This is a genomic window from Terasakiella sp. SH-1 (assembly GCF_004564135.1).
Taxonomy (GTDB): domain Bacteria; phylum Pseudomonadota; class Alphaproteobacteria; order Rhodospirillales; family Terasakiellaceae; genus Terasakiella.
Genome location: NZ_CP038255.1, coordinates 3,665,895 through 3,684,423, shown reverse-complemented (window position 1 = coordinate 3,684,423; position 18,529 = coordinate 3,665,895). Strand labels below are relative to the sequence as shown.

23 protein-coding genes and 2 tRNA genes are annotated in these 18,529 nt (G+C 48.6%); 8 read left to right on the top strand and 17 right to left on the bottom strand.

Going from position 1 to position 18,529, the window contains the following annotated elements; all coding sequences use genetic code 11:
- The first annotated feature begins 104 nt into the window (after nucleotides 1-104).
- A complete protein-coding gene (locus tag E4K71_RS17400; RefSeq protein ID WP_135081752.1) occupies nucleotides 105-1,754 on the top strand; it encodes an electron transfer flavoprotein-ubiquinone oxidoreductase in 1,650 nt (549 codons plus the stop codon).
- A 64-nt stretch (nucleotides 1,755-1,818) separates the two neighbouring features.
- On the opposite strand, the gene argB is transcribed toward E4K71_RS17400, so the two are convergent.
- From argB to rpmH, 6 genes are all read right to left on the bottom strand, one after another.
- Nucleotides 1,819-2,751, bottom strand: coding sequence for an acetylglutamate kinase (gene argB / locus E4K71_RS17395; RefSeq protein WP_135081750.1), 933 nt, complete (start codon nucleotides 2,749-2,751; stop codon nucleotides 1,819-1,821).
- A 9-nt stretch (nucleotides 2,752-2,760) separates the two neighbouring features.
- Complete coding sequence (gene yihA / locus E4K71_RS17390) at nucleotides 2,761-3,414, bottom strand: ribosome biogenesis GTP-binding protein YihA/YsxC (RefSeq protein ID WP_135081748.1); 654 nt, start codon at nucleotides 3,412-3,414, stop codon at nucleotides 2,761-2,763.
- A 54-nt stretch (nucleotides 3,415-3,468) separates the two neighbouring features.
- A complete protein-coding gene (yidC, locus tag E4K71_RS17385) occupies nucleotides 3,469-5,199 on the bottom strand; it encodes a membrane protein insertase YidC (RefSeq protein WP_135081746.1) in 1,731 nt (576 codons plus the stop codon).
- A gap of 87 nt (nucleotides 5,200-5,286) precedes the next feature.
- The gene (gene yidD / locus E4K71_RS17380; RefSeq protein WP_135081744.1) at nucleotides 5,287-5,556 is read right to left on the bottom strand and encodes a membrane protein insertion efficiency factor YidD; all 270 of its coding nucleotides are present in this window, start codon (nucleotides 5,554-5,556) and stop codon (nucleotides 5,287-5,289) included.
- The gene (gene rnpA / locus E4K71_RS17375) at nucleotides 5,553-5,987 is read right to left on the bottom strand and encodes a ribonuclease P protein component (RefSeq protein ID WP_135081742.1); all 435 of its coding nucleotides are present in this window, start codon (nucleotides 5,985-5,987) and stop codon (nucleotides 5,553-5,555) included. The genes yidD and rnpA overlap by 4 nt, the downstream gene beginning before the upstream one ends.
- A 44-nt stretch (nucleotides 5,988-6,031) precedes the next feature.
- Nucleotides 6,032-6,166 (bottom strand): 50S ribosomal protein L34, encoded by a 135-nt coding sequence (gene rpmH / locus E4K71_RS17370; RefSeq protein ID WP_135081740.1) that lies wholly within the window; start codon nucleotides 6,164-6,166, stop codon nucleotides 6,032-6,034.
- 401 nt (nucleotides 6,167-6,567) lie between these two features.
- Between rpmH and phaZ the strand changes: the two genes are divergently transcribed.
- Nucleotides 6,568-7,803 (top strand): polyhydroxyalkanoate depolymerase, encoded by a 1,236-nt coding sequence (gene phaZ / locus E4K71_RS17365; protein WP_135081738.1) that lies wholly within the window; start codon nucleotides 6,568-6,570, stop codon nucleotides 7,801-7,803.
- A gap of 49 nt (nucleotides 7,804-7,852) precedes the next feature.
- On the top strand, nucleotides 7,853-8,290 hold the full coding sequence (locus E4K71_RS17360) for a YcgN family cysteine cluster protein (protein WP_135081736.1): 438 nt from the start codon (nucleotides 7,853-7,855) through the stop codon (nucleotides 8,288-8,290).
- Between the two features lie 5 nt (nucleotides 8,291-8,295).
- On the opposite strand, the gene E4K71_RS17355 is transcribed toward E4K71_RS17360, so the two are convergent.
- From E4K71_RS17355 to E4K71_RS17325, 7 genes are all read right to left on the bottom strand, one after another.
- Nucleotides 8,296-9,165, bottom strand: coding sequence for a DMT family transporter (locus E4K71_RS17355; protein WP_240796845.1), 870 nt, complete (start codon nucleotides 9,163-9,165; stop codon nucleotides 8,296-8,298).
- The gene (locus E4K71_RS17350) at nucleotides 9,162-9,353 is read right to left on the bottom strand and encodes a hypothetical protein (RefSeq protein WP_135081734.1); all 192 of its coding nucleotides are present in this window, start codon (nucleotides 9,351-9,353) and stop codon (nucleotides 9,162-9,164) included. Before E4K71_RS17350 ends, E4K71_RS17355 begins: the two co-directional genes overlap by 4 nt.
- A 75-nt stretch (nucleotides 9,354-9,428) precedes the next feature.
- Entirely contained in the window at nucleotides 9,429-9,806 is a 378-nt protein-coding gene (locus E4K71_RS17345) for a DUF971 domain-containing protein (protein WP_135081732.1), read from the bottom strand.
- A 5-nt stretch (nucleotides 9,807-9,811) separates the two neighbouring features.
- The gene (locus tag E4K71_RS17340) at nucleotides 9,812-10,003 is read right to left on the bottom strand and encodes a Trm112 family protein (RefSeq protein WP_206201925.1); all 192 of its coding nucleotides are present in this window, start codon (nucleotides 10,001-10,003) and stop codon (nucleotides 9,812-9,814) included.
- 32 nt (nucleotides 10,004-10,035) lie between these two features.
- The gene (locus E4K71_RS17335; RefSeq protein ID WP_135081730.1) at nucleotides 10,036-10,695 is read right to left on the bottom strand and encodes an LON peptidase substrate-binding domain-containing protein; all 660 of its coding nucleotides are present in this window, start codon (nucleotides 10,693-10,695) and stop codon (nucleotides 10,036-10,038) included.
- The gene (locus E4K71_RS17330; RefSeq protein WP_240796844.1) at nucleotides 10,695-11,585 is read right to left on the bottom strand and encodes a co-chaperone YbbN; all 891 of its coding nucleotides are present in this window, start codon (nucleotides 11,583-11,585) and stop codon (nucleotides 10,695-10,697) included. Before E4K71_RS17330 ends, E4K71_RS17335 begins: the two co-directional genes overlap by 1 nt.
- A gap of 64 nt (nucleotides 11,586-11,649) precedes the next feature.
- Nucleotides 11,650-12,138: a prolyl-tRNA synthetase associated domain-containing protein gene (locus E4K71_RS17325; RefSeq protein WP_135081726.1), complete on the bottom strand. Its 489-nt coding sequence runs from the start codon at nucleotides 12,136-12,138 to the stop codon at nucleotides 11,650-11,652.
- Nucleotides 12,139-12,336: 198 nt separating this feature from the next.
- Here E4K71_RS17325 and E4K71_RS17320 point away from each other — a divergent pair.
- Together E4K71_RS17320 and E4K71_RS17315 are read left to right on the top strand one after the other, a co-directional pair.
- Nucleotides 12,337-12,411, top strand: a tRNA-Gly gene (locus E4K71_RS17320).
- A 37-nt stretch (nucleotides 12,412-12,448) separates the two neighbouring features.
- Nucleotides 12,449-12,523, top strand: a tRNA-Gly gene (locus E4K71_RS17315).
- A 187-nt stretch (nucleotides 12,524-12,710) separates the two neighbouring features.
- Here the strand turns inward: E4K71_RS17315 and E4K71_RS17310 are convergent.
- From E4K71_RS17310 to E4K71_RS17295, 4 genes are all read right to left on the bottom strand, one after another.
- Nucleotides 12,711-13,172, bottom strand: coding sequence for a YtoQ family protein (locus E4K71_RS17310; RefSeq protein WP_135081724.1), 462 nt, complete (start codon nucleotides 13,170-13,172; stop codon nucleotides 12,711-12,713).
- Between the two features lies 1 nt (nucleotide 13,173).
- Nucleotides 13,174-13,596 (bottom strand): FKBP-type peptidyl-prolyl cis-trans isomerase, encoded by a 423-nt coding sequence (locus E4K71_RS17305; RefSeq protein WP_135081722.1) that lies wholly within the window; start codon nucleotides 13,594-13,596, stop codon nucleotides 13,174-13,176.
- 89 nt (nucleotides 13,597-13,685) lie between these two features.
- Nucleotides 13,686-14,843 (bottom strand): methyl-accepting chemotaxis protein, encoded by a 1,158-nt coding sequence (locus E4K71_RS18580; RefSeq protein ID WP_135081720.1) that lies wholly within the window; start codon nucleotides 14,841-14,843, stop codon nucleotides 13,686-13,688.
- Nucleotides 14,840-15,370: a PAS domain S-box protein gene (locus tag E4K71_RS17295; protein ID WP_135081718.1), complete on the bottom strand. Its 531-nt coding sequence runs from the start codon at nucleotides 15,368-15,370 to the stop codon at nucleotides 14,840-14,842. Before E4K71_RS17295 ends, E4K71_RS18580 begins: the two co-directional genes overlap by 4 nt.
- Nucleotides 15,371-15,788: 418 nt before the next feature.
- On the opposite strand from E4K71_RS17295, the gene dapD reads away from it, so the two are divergent.
- From dapD to E4K71_RS17280, 3 genes are all read left to right on the top strand, one after another.
- Nucleotides 15,789-16,634 (top strand): 2,3,4,5-tetrahydropyridine-2,6-dicarboxylate N-succinyltransferase, encoded by an 846-nt coding sequence (gene dapD, locus E4K71_RS17290; RefSeq protein WP_135081716.1) that lies wholly within the window; start codon nucleotides 15,789-15,791, stop codon nucleotides 16,632-16,634.
- 155 nt (nucleotides 16,635-16,789) lie between these two features.
- The gene (gene dapE, locus E4K71_RS17285; protein WP_135081714.1) at nucleotides 16,790-17,941 is read left to right on the top strand and encodes a succinyl-diaminopimelate desuccinylase; all 1,152 of its coding nucleotides are present in this window, start codon (nucleotides 16,790-16,792) and stop codon (nucleotides 17,939-17,941) included.
- Entirely contained in the window at nucleotides 17,938-18,507 is a 570-nt protein-coding gene (locus tag E4K71_RS17280; RefSeq protein ID WP_135081712.1) for a hypothetical protein, read from the top strand. The genes dapE and E4K71_RS17280 overlap by 4 nt, the downstream gene beginning before the upstream one ends.
- Nucleotides 18,508-18,529 lie beyond the last annotated feature (22 nt).

Below are 18,529 nucleotides of genomic sequence, written 5' to 3'. Positions count from 1 at the left end.
TTCACAAGTTTGTACATTTTTTCTATGTTCCCTTCCATAATAGTGCTAATAATGTTCGCAAATAGAACAGTTCACTCTATAAACATTTGGAAGGAAACCGGACTATGGAACGTGAATCCATGGAATTTGATGTTGTAATCGTTGGCGGTGGCCCCTCTGGCCTGTCTGCGGCGATTAAACTCAGCCAGCTCGCACAGGAAAACGAAAAAGAAGTAACCGTCTGTGTGGTGGAAAAAGGTTCTGAAATCGGCGCACACATCCTGTCCGGTGCGGTTATTGAAACTGGTCCTCTGGCCCATCTCTTCCCAGATTGGAAAGAAAAAGGTGCCCCACTCACCGTTGAAGCCAAGGAAGATTCTTTCCTGCATCTGTCTGAAACAGGTTTTAAAAAGCTGCCAACACCGCCACAGATGAACAACCATGGCAACTATATTGTTTCCCTGGGCAATGTCTGTCGCTGGCTGGGCGAACAGGCCGAAGAAATGGGCGTGGAAGTCTATCCCGGCTTTGCTGCCTGTGAAGTTCTCTATAACGAAGACGGTTCAGTTAAAGGCATCGCCACAGGCGACATGGGCCGTGAAAAAGATGGCTCCGAAGGGCCGAACTTTGAACCGGGTGTGGAACTGCATGCCAAATACACCATCTTTGCCGAAGGGGTACGTGGTTCCCTGACCAAGACGCTGTTTAACAAGTTTGACCTGCGTAAAGATTGCGACCCGCAAACATTCGGGATCGGCATCAAGGAACTGTGGGAAATTGATCCGGAGAAACATTCCGAAGGCAAGATCGTTCACACCACAGGCTGGCCGATGGATAGCAACACTTATGGGGGCTCTTTCCTCTATCACATTGATAACAATCAGGTGGCTGTTGGCTTTGTGGTTGGTCTGGATTATGCCAACCCGCACCTCTCCCCGTTTGATGAATTCCAGCGTTTTAAAACACACCCGGAAATTCGCAAAACTTTTGAAGGCGGTCGCCGTATTGCCTATGGCGCACGTGCGCTGAACGAAGGGGGCTTCCAGTCCATCCCGAAACTGACTTTCCCAGGCGGCTGTATTGTCGGTTGTTCTGCCGGCTTCCTGAACGTACCGAAGATCAAAGGCACCCATAATGCCATGCAATCCGGTATCGAAGCAGCCAAGGCGATTTTCGACCTCTGTACGTCAGAAGATGAAAATGTGGCAACAGAACCCACACAATATAGCGCCAACATGAAAGCCTCTTATGTGTGGGATGAGCTTTATAAAGTCCGTAACATCCGCCCAAGCTTCGCCAAATGGGGCTTCTGGGGTGGCTTGATCTATTCTGGCTTCACAACCTATCTGACAGGTGGTCGCGAGCCCTGGACCCTGAAACATCCGCACGCTGATAACGAAACATTGAAGCCTGCGGCAAGCATGCCCAAGATCGACTATCCCAAGCCGGATGGGAAAATCAGTTTTGATAAATTATCCTCTGTCTTTATTTCGAACACCGCCCATGAAGAAACACAGCCCTGTCATTTAAAACTGGCTGATGAGTCCCTTGCCTTGTCTGTCAACTGGGCAAAATATGAAGGCCCGGAAGTGCGCTTCTGCCCGGCCGGTGTTTATGAATATCTCGATGATGAAGAGAACGAAGGCCAGAAAAAGCTGCAAATCAACTTTGCCAACTGCCTGCACTGTAAGACATGTGACATCAAAGACCCGACCCAGAATATCAACTGGACCACACCGGAAGGTATGGGCGGTCCCAATTACCCGAACATGTAAGTTCACCACGAAAAAGGGAGCCAAATGGCTCCCTTTTTTAATCTGTGTATTACTTATATAAAACTTATTCCACAGAACGGATCATGGTCCCTGCACCGTGTTCAGTGAAGATTTCCAGCAGAACCGCATGGGGCACGCGGCCATCCATAATGACAGCCGCATTCACACCCGGCACCTCGTCTTTAGGTTCAACCGCAGACAGACAGGTCTCGATTTTTGGGATCATGCCGCCGTTAATGGTACCATCAGCAATCATATCACGCGCTTCAAGAGCGTTCATTTCCTGAATGAGGTTTTTATCGCCATCCAAAACGCCTGCGATATCGGTCAGCATCAACAAGCGTTTGGCATCAATGGCAGAAGCAATAGCGCCCGCAGCCGTATCGGCATTGATGTTGTAAGTCTCACCATTGGGGCCCACGCCAATAGGGGCCACCACCGGAATGATGTCTGAATCAAGAAAGACATCCAGAATATGCGGCGTCACCACATCCGGTTCGCCAACAAAACCAAGATCCAGAACTTTTTCAATATTGGATTCCGGGTCTTTTTTGGTGCGATGCAGTTTTTTTGCACGAATGAGTGAGCCATCTTTCCCACTCAGCCCCACAGCGAAGCCACCAGCCTCATTGATATTGGCGACGATGGATTTGTTGATGGAACCGGACAAGACCATCTCAGCCACATCAATGGTGGCTTGATCTGTGACACGCAGCCCGTCAATGAAGTTGGTTTCCACTTCCAGACGTTTGAGCATATTGCCAATTTGCGGCCCGCCGCCATGCACAACAACCGGGTTAATGCCGACTTGTTTAAGCAGCACGATATCCTTGGCAAACAGTTTTGCCAGTTCCGGATCACCCATGGCATGCCCGCCATATTTAATCACCACGGTTTCACCCGCATAGCGCTGCATATAAGGCAGGGCCTCAGACAGGGTCACAGCCTGAGAGAGATAATCTTCTTGCGTCATGGGGGACTTATCAACAGTGGTCATCTTTTTATCCTAGCCTTCGAATTCTTTAACCATACGTCCAATGGTGGCGCGCACCTCAGAAATTCCGGTTCCCTTTTCAGAACTGGTGACCAGAATATCAGGATGGGCTGCTGGATGTTTAGCCAATTCTTTCTCAATATTTCGTAAATGCTTGTCCAATTCGCCTTTTTTGGTCTTATCGGCCTTGGTGACGATGATCTGATAGGACATGGCGGCCGTATCCATCATTTCCATGACGGGACGATCGGTTTCCTTAATCCCATGGCGTCCATCAATCAGGACAAAGGCGCGGCGCAACTGGGGACGACCGCGCAGGTAAGAAAAGACCACATCCTGCCATTTCTTGACTTCGGCCACAGGCGCCTTGGCATAGCCATAACCGGGCTGGTCACAAAAAACCAGACGGTCGCGGATTTTGAAAAAGTTCAGCTGCTGTGTACGCCCCGGTGTGGAAGAGGTCCGGGCCAGATCACGACGGCCACATAGCGCATTGATCAGGCTGGATTTCCCCACATTGGAACGTCCGGCAAAACAGATTTCACAGGCAGATGTATCAGGCAACTGGTTTAAGCCGGCAACACCCAACATAAAATCGGTCTGCTGGGTAAAAAGCCAGCGGCCAAATTCGATTTCTTCTTCGCTGAATGTGTTTTCGTCTGTCATATCTGCACCTTAAAAAGCATCATCCCCGCAAGTTGCGGGGATGAGTGAACTGCCTTATTTACCTTTTTCCATACCCTTCATAATCGTCCATTGCTGGAGGATTGAAAGGACGTTGTTCCACACCCAGTAGATCACGAGGCCAGCCGGGAAGGCCGCCAGCATGAAGGTGAAGACCACTGGCAAGAACATCATCATTTTTGCCTGAATAGGATCAGTCGGTTGTGGGTTCAGGCGCTGTTGCAAGAACATGGACAGACCCATGAGCAACGGCCAAACACCGATCATCAGCAACTGCGGCGGATCCCACGGGATCAAACCAAACAGGTTGAAGATGGTGGTCGGGTCCGGTGCGGACAAATCTTGAATCCAGCCATAAAACGGGGCGTGGCGCATTTCAATGGAAACGAACAACACTTTATAAAGTGCAAAGAAAACCGGGATTTGCAACAGGATCGGCAAACAACCAGAAGCCGGGTTGGCTTTTTCACGCTTGTAAAGCGCCATCATTTCCTGGTTCATGCGCTGCTTGTCATCGCCAAATTGCTTTTGCAGCTGCTTGATCTTCGGTCCGAGCGTTTTCATCTTCGCCATAGAACGATAAGACGTGTTGGCCAGCGGGAAGAAGAGGATCTTAACACCGACTGTCAGGGCCAAAATAGCCAGACCGAAGTTCCCCAGAACACCATAGAGCCAGGACATGGCAAGGAAGAACGGCTTGGTGATGAAGAAGAACCAGCCAAAATCAATCGCCAGATCAAATTCTTGCACACCAATTGTTTCTTCATAATGTGTCAGAATGTCCAGTTCCTTGGCACCGGCAAACAGCGTGCTTTTGAAAGACACAGTTTGACCCGGTGCGGCCGCCAGTTTCGGCCCCAGATAATCTGTTTGGTATTTATCCAGATTGTCGCTGCGATAATGGCTGAAACGGTGGTTGATCATTGAATTTTGATCAGGCACCAATGCCATTAGCCAGTATTTATCTGTAATGCCAATCCAGCCACCTTTAACCGGATCAACCTTCTGTGTGCCCTTGTCTTGAAGATCATCATAGTCGATTTCTTCCAGAACATGATCAAACACCCCAAGCAGACCTTCATGCAGGATAAAGAAACCACTGGTTTGCGGTGTACCGGAACGTGAAATCAGACCGTAAGGATAAAGGTCAACGCCTGCCGCCCCTGTGTTGGTGACAGAATCGTTGATGGTGAAGGCGTAGTTGTCGTCCAGAGCGATATTACGGGTAAAGAGCAAACCTTCGCCGTTATCCCAGCTGAGTGTAACAGAATCACCAGCCTTCAAAACTGTTTTGTCTGTGGCCCAAACCGTATCGGCTGTCGGAACTTTGACATTCGGTGCAGACCAGCCAAATTCGGCATAATAGGCAGCTTGCAGACCTTTGGGGTTGAGCAGTGTAATCGTGTCACTGTCTTCGCTCAGGTCGATGCGGTAATCATCCAGTGTCAAGTCATCAATGCGACCGCCCTGTACAGACAGGGAACCGGAAAGACGAGGGGATTCAATGGTAATACGCGCCGTCGCATCCAGCTTTTGCGAGCGCGTTGCCATGGCTTTTTTCATGGCCTCAGCCGCGCCGCCTGGGATTTGCGGTGCATAAGATGCATCACCGGATTGTGTTGCAGGGGCTTGCGGTGCAGAACCGTCCTGTGTGGTTTGCTGTTGTTGCTGGGCGACTTGCTCAGCCGGTGGGAACAGCAATTGGAAGCCAAACAGAATCGCGATTGAAAGGGCAATCGCCAAAATCATATTTTTCTGGTCGTTCATCTCAGCCTATATTCCACAAAGGGACCCCTGATAAATTAAAAAACGACCTTTTGTACAAAAGAATTCTTATGCAAAAAAGTCGAATCTTTACTGTGAACTATGTTTTGAGCCGCACCGACAGGATGCCGATTCGACTTTTTGCGGAACCGGATCATATCCTGACCCGCCCCACGGATGGCAGCGAAAGATTCGTCTTAACCCGAGTGTGCCCCCTTTAACAGGGCCAAATCGGTCAATGGCTTCAATAGCATATTGCGAACAGGTCGGTGTATAACGACAAGTTCCCGGCAAAATGGGGGAAATACCATATTGATAAACCCGCACAATCGCCTTTGCCACATAAGCCAAAAAGGTCATTTGGCGACCCTTCCGCCTTTTGCATTTTGGGTGGGGGCATCAATATGAACCCCTGTTTTCCAAAGTGCTGTCTTGAGATCTTTTTCCAATTTATCAAAGGGACGTTTAATCGTTTCCCGGCGACCAATTACAACAAGATCAAAACCGGATCGGGCCTTTTTAAACAAGACAAGGTCAGCAATAGCCCGAAGACGCCGTCTGGCGCGATTGCGCTCAGGGGCGTTTCCGACTTTTTTGCTGACCGTAAATCCGATCCGAATATCCGGTTGCCCTTCCGGCAGTTCGCGAACCGTTGGATTCTTATATAAAGAAGTAAACGGTTTTTTTCTTTTGCGAACCTGTAAAATCAGGCCGGGTGTCACCCATTTCTTGCGAGTCGCAGCGACTGACAGAAATTCACGTCGTTTTTTAAGACGTGGAATACGGGGCATACCCAACCATCCTTTACGGGCAAATCTAAACGTAAGTTAAGGACTTACGCAGACAGGCGCTTACGGCCTTTTCCACGGCGAGCAGAAAGAACGCGGCGGCCTGCAACAGTAGCCATACGGCTACGGAAACCATGGCGGCGTTTGCGAACGAGCTTGCTGGGCTGATACGTGCGTTTCACGGGTCAACTCCGTTAAATCAATTGAAAACCAAAGTAAACGAGCCCGCTATATAAGGCGTTGCCAAGGTTAAGTCAACGGACTCATGACATTCCTGTTAAAAAAGTGCGTTTTATCGGCTGTATATTAAAAAAATCTGGATTCTGACCAGCTGGTCATGCTATGTTGCATTGCAACAACAATTGTGCAGCGCAGTGTGAAATTCCGTTTAACTGAGAAACACTCAACCGTAGTTACAATTGCAACCAACTTTTGTACTATTTGTGCGTAAATTGGTTGACGCTTGAAATATTTTAATCTTAATGTTCGTGTCAATAAATGACCGGGATTTATATAAAGTCTAAACCAGTCGTTACAGATTTGAACAAACACCCTTTTAAATAAGGGACTTAAATGAGGTCGTATGCTTTATCAATTCTATGAATTCCAACATTCTGTATGGTCCCCCTTTCGCCATGCTGCGGAAAAGATGGAAGAAGTTTTTCGCTCTCCCTTCATGCCGGTATCCTATACCCCGATGGGACGTGCGATTGCCGCAAGCTGCCACTTGTTTGAGCGCGTAACACGCCGCTACATCAAGCCGGAATTCGGCCTGCATTTCACCGAAATTGACGGCAATGAAGTCGCAGTTGATGAAGAAGTTGTCTTACACAAGCCCTTCTGTGAACTGCTTCATTTCAAACGTCACACCAAACATGAAGACCCCAAGGTCCTTGTGGTTGCGCCCATGTCCGGTCACTATGCGACCCTACTGCGTGGTACGGTTGAAGCCCTGTTGCCCGATCATGACGTTTATATCACCGACTGGATCAACGCTCGCGATGTCTGCACATCCCATGGCGATTTTGATCTGGACGATTTCATTGAATATATCATGTACTTCCTGCATCACCTGGGTCCCAACACCCACGTGATTGCCGTCTGTCAGCCTTCCGTTCCGGTCTTGGCGGCCGTTTCTTTGATGTCAGAAGATGATGATTATTGTGCACCGGCTTCCATGACACTGATGGGTGGCCCGATTGATACCCGCGTTAGCCCGACAGAAGTCAACCTGTTGGCTGAAGAAAAAGATATCGACTGGTTCCGCAAAAGCGTCATTGCCCAAGTTCCGGTCAACTATCCGGGCTTTATGCGCCATGTTTATCCAGGCTTCATGCAGCTGACAGGCTTTATGTCCATGAATATGGACCGCCATGTGGGCGCACACCTGAACCTGTTTAACCATCTGATTGAAGGTGATGGCGATTCGGCTGAACAGCACCATTCCTTCTATGATGAATATCTTTCTGTCATGGATTTGCCGGCAGAATTCTATCTGCAAACACTGGAAACAGTGTTTATGGAACATGCCCTGCCACGCGATATCATGAACTGGCGTGATCGCAAGGTTCACCCATCTGCCATTAAAAAAACAGCCCTGTTTACGATTGAGGGTGAAAAAGACGATATCACAGGGAAAGGCCAGACCAAAGCCGCCCATGATATCTGTTCCAACCTGGCAAAGAACAAGCAAAAGCATGTTCTCCACCCCAACGTTGGTCACTACGGGATCTTCAACGGGCGTCGCTGGCGCGAAGAGATCAAGCCCATGGTCGCAGAATTTATTCGCAAGCATGACCACAAGCTGAACAAAAAATAACTCACAGAGATGTCCCTGCCTTGATCGGCGGGGACTTTTTTTAGAAGCTATGACTGAACCTTTTTGGAAAACAACAAAACTCAGTGACATGTCACTGGAACAGTGGGAATCGCTGTGTGACAGCTGTGGCAAATGCTGCCTGCACAAGCTGGAAGACGAAGAGACCGGCGAGGTCTGCTACACCAATGTAGCCTGTCGTTTGATGGATGTGGATACCTGTCGCTGTACCCAATATCAAATGCGCACTTTTTTGGTACCTGATTGTGTGGAACTTCTACCCCGTAATCTGGAAAACCTGCACTGGTTGCCCTCAACCTGCGCCTATCGCTTGCTGCGTGATAGCAAAGATCTGCCTGACTGGCACCCCTTGCTGAGCGGGGATGCCCAAAGCGCGGTGAAAACCGGGAAATCCATCGTCGGGCGTTTTATTTCAGAAGATAAAGTCGAAGGCGATCTGGAAGACTATATCGTCCATTGGCCGGAATAAGGCTGTTACTTTTTCACCGCCATCCACACACCCACACTGGCAATGACCATCCCGGCAATCGCAGCAAGACCTAAAGTCTCGTCAAACAGGAAATAGGCTTCCACTGCGGTGACAGGGGGGACCATGTAAAACAGGCTGGCGACCTTTGAAGCTTCGCCCTGCTTGATCATCCACATCAATAGGGAAATTGCGCCAAAAGACGGCATAAAGATCAGCCAGAACAAGGCAAAGATAAACTCCCCCGTCCATTGCACTTCCATGGTTTCAAAGCCAACGGCCAAGAAGGAATAAAGGGCGGCTGCCGCAAAATATTGAATGAAGGTGCCACTCATCAGCGGCATGTCCGTGCAATATTTTTTCTGATAAAGCGAACTGGCCGTAATACTGATCACAGCAAAAAAGGCCGCAAAAACCGCCCACATGCCGAATCCGTCAAACAGATTGCCACTGCTCAAATCCAGCTTCTCACTCAGCACCAGAACAATCCCGGCAAGCCCAAGGCTAAGACCCAGCCACTGGATCGGTTTGACCTTTTCACCCAAAACAGGTTGGGCGGCAAAGGCTGTGAGAAGGGGCTGCAAACCAGCAATCAACGCCGCCAGCCCAGAGGGCATGCCCAACTTAATAGCAGTAAACACCCCGCCCAGATAGCCACAATGGATCAACACACCAGATAAGGCAACATGACCACTGAGTACCTTTGTCTCAGGCCAGGGCTTTTTCAGCATGATCAAAACCACCAGCAACAAAGCACTGGTGATGCTCATACGGATAAAGAGAAATGTATAAGGCTCGGCATAAGGCAGGCCGAGTTTCGCCCCGATGAAGCCTGTGCTCCATAAAAAAACGAACAGGGCGGGGATGAAACGAATCAAAGCTCGATATTCGCCACTTCACGATAAACGTTTTGCAAACAGCCTGCGGCGTCTGCATCGCCTTCTTTATGGCGATTTTCCAAAACACGAATGCAGGCTTCGGCAACGGCCTGAACTTCGCTTGTATCCAGTTCATTGAAGAACAGCTGCGGATTTGTGCGCAAACCAATGATGAATGGATTAGACATGAGACCAAACAACTCCTTTCGTTTCTTGCCTCAATCTATGTTTTTTTGAGGAAAGCGTAAACTCATAAATTGGATTTAAGGATCGCGGCTAAGGCCCGCAGCTTCAAGGTTGGTAAGATAATCATCCCAGACCTCATTCATATTTTCACCCAGCCAGAACAAATAGTTCCAGGTGAAAATACCCGTATCATGCAAATCGTCAAAGACCAGCTTAATAGCATAATTGCCCACAGGCTCAGCCCCGATGATCCCTACATGGCGACGACCGGGAATGATTTTCTTTTCCTGCGGACTATGGCCTTGCACTTCGGCAGATGGGCTTTCCACACGCAACAGTTCTGCTGGAATTTCAAACTTTTCCCCCGTTTCAAAAGAAACGATCAAAAGCTTTTCTTCTTTTTTAATACGCAGTTCTGTGACAATGCGTTTTTTATCTGATGAAGATTGAGACACGGCCTTTACGCATCCTCATCCAGTTTGCGCGCTTCTTCGCTTAACATAATCGGAATACCTTCCCGAATCGGAAAAGCCAGATGGGCCTGATCACTGATCAGTTCCTGAGCTTCTGCATCATAACGCAAAGGACCTTTGGTAATCGGACAGACCAGAACTTCCAGAAGTTTTGGATCAACAGCAGGTGTAGACATCATCTCTTACTTTCTTTGGTGATTAGGGTCAGGACCTAGGCGTGACCAGAAGAGCCATCTTCATTCGCCAGCGCCGCCATCGACATCATGGTAATCAAGGTTTCAGCCCGCGCTGTGAGGCTGACAGCTTCCAACAGGGCCTGCTTTTCACGCGGCTCAAACGGTCCAAGCATGGACAAGGCATTGACGAGATCTTCATCCGGGGCTTGTTCCAAGGCATCCCAGTTCACATCCATCATCTCTTGGCCACCCAAAGCATTCAGATCAAGGAAATGGCGCAAACCATCCAGTAAAGCCTCACGGTCTACCGGGGCCTGATTTTCAGACAGATCCACCTTAAATGGGCTGTAGTCCACAGTCGCACGGCGATAGCCCCGTTCGATCTCTAATTCCTCTTTCACCTTAAAGCGGGTGATCCCGGCCAGCGTCACCAGAAAGCGGCTGTCTTCCAGCTCCCGAAATTCCACGATTTTACCCATACATCCCACGGTGTAAATCGCTGTAGAATCGGGAATGGGGTCTGGCACATCATGACAAGGCTGGATCATCCCAATGGCACGCCCCACACCCAAGGCATCTTCAACCATCGTCAGATAACGCGGTTCAAACACATTAAGCGGCAATTGCCCACGCGGTAACAACAAAGCCCCGCTCAGGGGGAATAAGGGAAGTGTTTCAGGAAGAAGAGGACCCATTAGAACAACACTGTGGTTAGTTTTTTGCGTACTTTAATCACCAGCGGGTCACTTAAACCAAGGGCTTCGAAAATTTTCAGCATCTGCAAGCGCGCCGCATCTTCATTCCAGTTACGATCTTTTTTCACAATTTCAAGAAGCTGCATCAAGCCTTCTTCATTTTGCCCTGCCCCATAAAGCGCCATGGCCAGATCAAAACGCGCCTGATGGTCATCCGGATTGGTTGCAAGCTTGTCTTCTAATTCAGACGTATCCAGATCAGCCCCGCCTGCCAGATCCATCATGGCAATGGCAGAGGCAATATGTTCATTGCGTTTCAACTCATCGGGTAAATTATCTGCAATTTCCTTGGCGCTATCGACATTGCCCAAGGCCACATGGGTACGCATCACACCAGCGCAGGCTTCCGGGTTGGAACTGTCATTTTGCAAAATTTGCATATAAAGCCCCTGAGCATTGGCGGCATCCCCGGAATCGAGCAAGTCCTTGGCTTGAGCAAGCGCTTGGGCAATGGGGGAACCTTCATCCCCAATTTGCTTATCAATGAATTTACGCAGTTCGTTTTCCGGCAATGCCCCCTGAAAAGCATCAATGGGACGCCCGCCTTTAAAACAGAAAACCGTCGGAACAGATTGTACACGCAGCTGCATGGCAATATCTTGGCATTCCTGCGCATTGATTTTCACCAGCTTGATCGCCCCGCCCATGCTGCGCACCAGATTTTCCAACATGGGTTTTAGCGTTTCACAAGGTTTGCAACCCGGCCCCCAAAAATCAACCAGAACAGGGACTTCCATAGAGGCATCAACCACATCTGCCATAAAGGTTTCGTTGGTGGCATCTTTAATCAAATCAGGGGCTGTTGCCGGGGCATTGGGATCAAGAATCATCTTTATATTGTCTCTTTTACGTTGAACCTGTTCTGGTTGTTGTACTCTTATTTAACCTGCGAAGTCAAAGTTCCACTTCGCTAAATTCATGGCCGCAATGACGAATAAACTGACGCAAGCCCTCAGGACTTAAGGCCGTGGTCATTTCATTTGTCAGGGGATGATAATTAATCAGCGGTTCAGCCATCATATGGGAATCCAGTACCACACGAACCTGCTTGTCCACATCATTAATCAGGGAAAAAGGCGTGACTGAGCCCGGAGATACACCCAAAACCTCCTGTAACAAGTCTGCCTTGCCAAAGGAAAGGTGGGCCGAACCGATCTTGCCTTTCAGCTCTTTTAAGTTAATCGGGCGATCTTCTGCAGCCACCACCAGCCAAAGCTGCTTTTTCTTATCTTTCAAAAACAGATTCTTACAATGCAGGCCCGGTAAATCCCCACGCAGTGCCTTACTTTCTTCCACTGTGCGCAATGGCGGATGATGGTGGGTTTGGGCCTGAATCTGCAAGTGATCCAGTTGGGTTAATAATTCTTGTGGCGTTAGCGGCATGAAAGGCTCTTTAAGAATGTCGAAGATAAGAAGAATATGTCGCGTAGAATCAATGTTTTCAACGGATTATGGCTTAAAATCCCAAAATATTTCACTTTCTTGAATTTTTAGCTTGCAAAGTCTTCGTCATTTAATATTATGCGCCCCGCTTCTGGGGGTTACCCACCCTCAATAAGGAAGCCATTTTTAGAAGGTTAAGCGGGCGTAGCTCAGGGGTAGAGCGAAACCTTGCCAAGGTTTAGGTCGAGAGTTCGAATCTCTTCGCCCGCTCCATCTTCTAGAAAACACCATATGCATAAGATGCAAGCGTGCGGGCGTAGCTCAGGGGTAGAGCGAAACCTTGCCAAGGTTTAGGTCGAGAGTTCGAATCTCTTCGCCCGCTCCATCTTAAGCTTATAAAAATAGCTGCCATCTTGGCGGCTTTTTTTGTGCTTAAAACATAAAAGAAGACGCCATTCCCAACCCCGTTGAGAATGGCAACACTATCGTTACAGCCCTTTTCTGTAAATCAATTGGTTTTACGCAAATACGTCGCCGTAATTTTCAATCAAAATGACTCGGGATTTGCTATATTAAGGCATCTCTCCATTGATCACATAAGCCAGTGCCTGCACCACTTGGACAGGTTCCCGTGCCACAGCACAAGCAGCACCATCGACTTCTTTCAAAGCATGATCATGCTGTTCTGGGTGAAGCGTGATATAGGGCTTACCAAGAGCAGCGGCATAGCCCGCATCAAAAGCAGCATTCCATTGCTTATACTTCTCACCGAAACGCACCACGACCAAATCAGCCTCTTCAATCAGGGTACGGGTGCGAATGGCGTTTAAGTTCGCCCCTTTGCGATCCATCCAGAAGGCATCCTTTTCCTCACCAAAAATGGCAACACCGCACTTATCGGAATCGTCATGGACACAGACCGGCGAGTTCAGTTCAACAGGCAAGCCTTTATCGGCCACCCCCTGTTTAATCTGTTCACGCCAGTCACTGTGAATTTCACCAGAGAGATAAACTTTCCAGATTTTCTGAGACATTCTAGCCTACAACGTCGATTTTACATTCCAATGCTTCCCCAGCCAAAGGATGGTTTGCATCGACAAGCACGGAAGTTTCGCTGACTTCATGGACAATGGCGGTAAACACCTGACCATCCTCACCATTCATCTGTAAGGCCACACCGGGCTGAAGGTCCCCTTCCACCTGAATACTGGTGCGCGGTACATCAAAACGCAAGTTCGGGTCCGGCATACCGAAAGCTTCGTCCGGTGACAGTTTGAGGGTACGGCTTTCCCCCATGCTCATGCTTGGCAATGCAGTATCAATGGCAACAAAACCACAAGGTTCCCCAACGATAAGTTCCAATGGCGTGCCATCAGGTGAAGCAGGAATCACCGTGGAATCTTCCATGGTAAATGTAACGAGGACTTTAACGGTTTGACCGTTTTCCAACTGGCTCATCAGAGCGTTCCTTCCATAAGAGATAAGGGGCTAGGGCCCCCTTTTATAACACCAGCATACAGGATGCTGCCTCTCGTACAAGGAACAGTTTAAACAACCTCTTTGACCCGGACCATAAATTGATCCACGGCCTGTTTCAGCAAAACCGCCTGTGAGGGCAGGCTTGTTGCAGACTGGGCAACATGATCACTTGTTTGATGCGCCCCTTCTGCCACCCCTAACAAGGCTTCAATATCACGTTTGGTCACATCCATGCCTGAGGCTGCTTCGCTGACACTGCGGCTGATTTCCATTGTTGCGGAATTTTGCTGTTCAACAGCTGTTGCAACGGAAGAGGAATTATCACTTAAATTGGCAATAGTTGTGGAAACCGCCTGAATGGATTGCTGGGCTTGATGGGTGATTTGCTGGATTGCCCCGATTTTTCGTTCAATCTCATCTGTGGCCCCTGTTGTCTGACTGGCAAGGTTTTTGACTTCACCTGCAACTACAGCAAACCCTTTACCGGCCTCACCAGCACGGGCAGCTTCGATTGTCGCATTCAAGGCCAGCATGTTGGTCTGGGCCGCAATATCGGTGATTAAACTGACAATATCTGTAATTTCGTCAGCAGCCTGCGTTAAGTGCGCCACCTGTTCTCGCGCCTGTGTACTTTGCTCAACAGCCGTACTGGAAATATCGAGTGAACGATGTGTCTGTGCACCAATTTCAGCAATAGAAGCATTCAATTCTTCCGTCGCAGAAGCCACGGTATTAATGTTGGAAGATGTCTGTTCGGCCACGGCTGCAACAGTTCCTGCCTTTTCACTGGTTTGGCAAGACATGTCCGACATGTTTTTTGCCTGTTCCTCCAGATGATGAGCCGTATCATTCACCGTTGTCACCACACCTGAAACCGTTTCATTAAAATGATCGACCACCGTATTAAAAGACGATACGCGGTCTTCCATATTTTGGGTGGCATCATTAATGATTTCACTGGCAACCGCGAAAGCCCCCAGCATCCCCTTCATATTGATGCGGCGATAATATTTATTGTCGCGGACATATTGCGAAGAAGCGGTTGTTTCACGCACATAGGCATCCGTTCGGTCAATCAGGCGATTGATTGCTTGTGCCAGTTGCTGGAAATCTGCATCAACGGGCATATCAATAATGCGTTTTTCAAAGTCCCCTTCCGCCACAGCTTCACAGACTTCGATAAATTGCGAAATGGCTTTTGACTTTTCTCCCTTAAAAAACATCATGAAGCCGCCAATCTATCAAGTGTCAGAATAAATTGGTGATAATCGGGCGCATAGCCCTGAACCACATCCTGTAAATAGGACACGGCATCCTGCATGCCAAGCTTGCGGTTATTTGCCGCCTGTTCAATGCGGTTCAATTCGTTGTAAAGCGGTATGATATGGCCTTCCAGCAAGTCACGTTCCGGCACACGTCGTGAAGAATGATAACCGATCACGTCTCCTTCCAGATTAAGAGACGGCGTAACATGGGCCAACACCCAATAATGGCCATCGTTTTTCGTTTTATTGACCACATAGGCAAAGATTTCTTTGCGCTCTTGAAGTGTTGTCCACAGCAAATGAAAGACGCTGCGCGGCATAAAATCGTGACGGATCATATTATGAGGCTGCCCCATAATTTCATCGAGCCCATAACCAGACACTTTTAAAAAAACGTCATTGGCATAAGTGATTCGCCCTTTAAGGTCTGTTTTGCTCACAATCAACTCATGATTGTTAAAAAACACTTCTTTACTGTTATCAAACATATCTACCCCTAGACTATTTGTGCGATGCAGCAGATTCTATAGACTACCGGAAACTACGTAATCACCTATCAAGGTGAATTTTCTAAGAAATTTTATAACATATTGAAATACATGTTTCATTATAAAAAAATTACTTTTAAATTATACTAATAATACAAATTAATATCTCTTTGATTTGTTATTCATCACGTTTTTAAACCTTAGATGCTCACCTTATTAGATAAACATAAAATACAATCCATAATTGATTTTACACAAAACAAACCGTCATAATTGTGCACCCCTTACCCAAGGGAACATATGAGAGAGCAAGTCCGATTAATTTACTGGGTTTACTTCTCTAAACTTGACAGAAGAGCGCAATTTTTTCATTGTCTCGCCAACTTCTAGACTGACTCAAAAGAAAAGGCATTTTGCTATGGATAAAGCACAATTGGAATCTGTCATCGAAAACGCGTTTGAAAACCGTGATTCTGTTAATTACGACACCAAAGGTGAAATTCGCGACGCGGTAAACGAAGCCCTGAACCTGATGGACAGCGGTGCCCTTCGCGTAGCTGAAAAGCAAGGTTCCGACTGGATTGTAAACCAATGGGCAAAAAAGGCTGTTTTGCTGTCTTTCCGTCTCAATGACATGGAAACAATCGGTGGTGCACCGGGTGAAAACGCCAACTGGTGGGATAAAGTGCCGTCTAAATTCGAAGGCTGGACGGAAAGCAATTTCCGCGAAGCTGGTTTCCGCGCTGTACCGGGTTGTGTGGTTCGTAAATCCGCCTATGTTGCCCCGAACGCTGTTTTGATGCCGTCTTTCCTCAACCTCGGTGCCTATGTAGATGAAGGCGCGATGATCGACACATGGGCAACAGTTGGTTCCTGTGCCCAAATTGGTAAAAACGTTCACATTTCCGGTGGTGCTGGTATCGGTGGCGTTCTGGAACCGCTGCAAGCTGGCCCGGTTATCATCGAGGACAACTGCTTTGTCGGTGCACGTTCAGAAGTGGCCGAAGGCGTGATCGTTGAAGAAGGTTCTGTCATCTCCATGGGTGTCTTCCTTGGTCAGTCTACAAAAATCGTTGATCGCGAAACTGGCGAAGTCAGCTATGGTCGCGTTCCGGCTTATTCTGTGGTTGTTCCAGGCACCCTGCCGGGCAAGCCACTGCCGAACGGTGAACCGGGCCCGAACCTGGCTTGTGCAGTGATTGTAAAACGCGTTGATGAAAAGACACGTTCCAAAACATCCGTCAATGAACTGCTGCGTGACTAAGCAAGGTCGTCGTTCTCGCGAATGCGGGGACCTCCTTGCTTTGAAAAGATCCCCGCATTCGCGGGGATGTCAAATAAGTATCGGCTCCACCTTGTCAGAAGGCTGGGGCCGATATAGTTTTATACATAAGATTTTTCACTTTTAGGCCCCTTCCAATGATCGACACCATTTCCTTTGCTCAAGAACTCATTCGCTGCCCCAGCGTTACACCTCGTGATGAAGGGGTGTTTGATCTGCTGCAAGACACATTGGAAGACCTTGGCTTCATCTGTCACCGCCTGCCCTTTCAGGAAGAAGGGACAGAACGGGTGGAAAATCTGTATGCCCGTATTGGCACCCAGGCCCCAAATTTCTGTTTTGCCGGGCATTTAGATGTGGTGCCTGTTGGTGATTTATCCGGCTGGAACTTTGACCCTTTTGCCGCCACCATTCACGATGATCGCCTTTATGGCCGGGGGGCTGCCGATATGAAGGGTGCTGTCGCTGCCTTTGTTGAGGCCGCACAAAATTTCCTGAAAGATCAAGGCGATGATTTTAAAGGCTCCCTCTCTTTCCTGATCACAGGAGATGAAGAAGGCCCTGCGATTAACGGCACCAAAAAGGTACTGGAATGGATGGAAGACCAAGGCGAGATCATGGATCACTGTCTTGTGGGCGAACCGACCAACCCGAAATGTATGGGTGAAATGATGAAAGTGGGGCGTCGAGGCTCCATCAATTCAGTTCTCACCGTTCATGGCACCCAAGGCCATGTGGCTTATCCACAGCGGGCAGATAACCCCTTACCGCGCCTTGTCAAGATGATGAATGCCCTGATTGCAGACCCGCTGGACCAAGGTAATGAATTTTTTGACCCCTCCAGCCTGTCCATCACCAGCATTGACTGCGGTAACGAAGTGGAAAATGTCATCCCGGCCGAAGCCACCGCCATGTTCAACATCCGCTATAATAATATCCACACAGGGGCCTCATTGGAAAACTGGATTCGCAGTACACTGGATCATGTGGATACAAACTACACACTGAAAACCCGAATTTCCGGCGAAAGCTTCATGAGCCCCCAAGACGTACTTACAGACCTGATTGAACAGGCAACCGAAGAAGTCACAGGGGTCGCCCCGGAACGTTCCACCTCAGGCGGGACATCCGATGCCCGTTTCATCACCCATTCCTGCACCGTGGCCGAATTTGGTCTTGTCGGACAGACCATGCATAAGGTAGATGAAAATGTGTTGATTGAAGACCTGACCAATCTGACCAAAATCTATCAGCGCATTTTGGAAAATTATTTTAACGAGGCTGCATGATCAATCTTCGCGCACCCTTTTATGGTTTAGCCGGTGCCGGGCGACTGGTTCGCCTTGACATCAGTGGTGCGAAAATGATGGTCGGGGGCATTCAAGGTTTCTGGGCCTCACTTTATTGGGCTGCAACCTTGGTTGCGCCGTTCTATGTGCTGTTGGCCCTCTTGCGCTTTAACCCTGAAAAGCACGATGGTGCCCGCTATTTCATCCTTGAGGCCGAAATTTACGCCCTCGCCTGGTTGATCTTCCCCATACTTATGGAGCGGGTCTGTCATTCTATCAACAGACGCGGCGAATTTCTGGAATTCATCATCGCCTATAACTGGCTGGGCTGTCTCTATAATATCATGTATCTGCTGGTCGCTCTGGCACAAGCCAGCAAGATGATCAGTTGGGAAGCTGCCTCTTCCCTCTCTGTTGGGCTTATGTTCGCCGGGTTGGTCTGGATTGGACATCTTGCCCACAAATCCCTGCGCATTCCTATCAGCGCTGCAGTGGGCATTGTCATCCTTGACCTATTCCTTGGCATTATGATGAGCATGCTCAATGCAGCATTGCTGGCGAGATGACGATAATAAACCTGTCATCCTC

Excerpts from the sequence above, each read along its gene's own strand:
- E4K71_RS17400 (WP_135081752.1), top strand. The coding sequence starts at position 105 with ATGGAACGTGAATCCATGGAATTTGATGTTGTAATCGTTGGCGGTGGC.
- argB (WP_135081750.1), bottom strand. The coding sequence starts at position 2,751 with ATGACCACTGTTGATAAGTCCCCCATGACGCAAGAAGATTATCTCTCT.
- yihA (WP_135081748.1), bottom strand. The coding sequence starts at position 3,414 with ATGACAGACGAAAACACATTCAGCGAAGAAGAAATCGAATTTGGCCGC.
- yidC (WP_135081746.1), bottom strand. The coding sequence starts at position 5,199 with ATGAACGACCAGAAAAATATGATTTTGGCGATTGCCCTTTCAATCGCG.
- yidD (WP_135081744.1), bottom strand. The coding sequence starts at position 5,556 with ATGACCTTTTTGGCTTATGTGGCAAAGGCGATTGTGCGGGTTTATCAA.
- rnpA (WP_135081742.1), bottom strand. The coding sequence starts at position 5,987 with ATGCCCCGTATTCCACGTCTTAAAAAACGACGTGAATTTCTGTCAGTC.
- phaZ (WP_135081738.1), top strand. The coding sequence starts at position 6,568 with ATGCTTTATCAATTCTATGAATTCCAACATTCTGTATGGTCCCCCTTT.
- E4K71_RS17360 (WP_135081736.1), top strand. The coding sequence starts at position 7,853 with ATGACTGAACCTTTTTGGAAAACAACAAAACTCAGTGACATGTCACTG.
- E4K71_RS17350 (WP_135081734.1), bottom strand. The coding sequence starts at position 9,353 with ATGTCTAATCCATTCATCATTGGTTTGCGCACAAATCCGCAGCTGTTC.
- E4K71_RS17340 (WP_206201925.1), bottom strand. The coding sequence starts at position 10,003 with ATGATGTCTACACCTGCTGTTGATCCAAAACTTCTGGAAGTTCTGGTC.
- E4K71_RS17335 (WP_135081730.1), bottom strand. The coding sequence starts at position 10,695 with ATGGGTCCTCTTCTTCCTGAAACACTTCCCTTATTCCCCCTGAGCGGG.
- E4K71_RS17330 (WP_240796844.1), bottom strand. The coding sequence starts at position 11,585 with ATGATTCTTGATCCCAATGCCCCGGCAACAGCCCCTGATTTGATTAAA.
- E4K71_RS17325 (WP_135081726.1), bottom strand. The coding sequence starts at position 12,138 with ATGCCGCTAACGCCACAAGAATTATTAACCCAACTGGATCACTTGCAG.
- E4K71_RS17310 (WP_135081724.1), bottom strand. The coding sequence starts at position 13,172 with ATGTCTCAGAAAATCTGGAAAGTTTATCTCTCTGGTGAAATTCACAGT.
- E4K71_RS17305 (WP_135081722.1), bottom strand. The coding sequence starts at position 13,596 with ATGAGCCAGTTGGAAAACGGTCAAACCGTTAAAGTCCTCGTTACATTT.
- E4K71_RS18580 (WP_135081720.1), bottom strand. The coding sequence starts at position 14,843 with ATGATGTTTTTTAAGGGAGAAAAGTCAAAAGCCATTTCGCAATTTATC.
- E4K71_RS17295 (WP_135081718.1), bottom strand. The coding sequence starts at position 15,370 with ATGTTTGATAACAGTAAAGAAGTGTTTTTTAACAATCATGAGTTGATT.
- dapD (WP_135081716.1), top strand. The coding sequence starts at position 15,789 with ATGGATAAAGCACAATTGGAATCTGTCATCGAAAACGCGTTTGAAAAC.
- dapE (WP_135081714.1), top strand. The coding sequence starts at position 16,790 with ATGATCGACACCATTTCCTTTGCTCAAGAACTCATTCGCTGCCCCAGC.
- E4K71_RS17280 (WP_135081712.1), top strand. The coding sequence starts at position 17,938 with ATGATCAATCTTCGCGCACCCTTTTATGGTTTAGCCGGTGCCGGGCGA.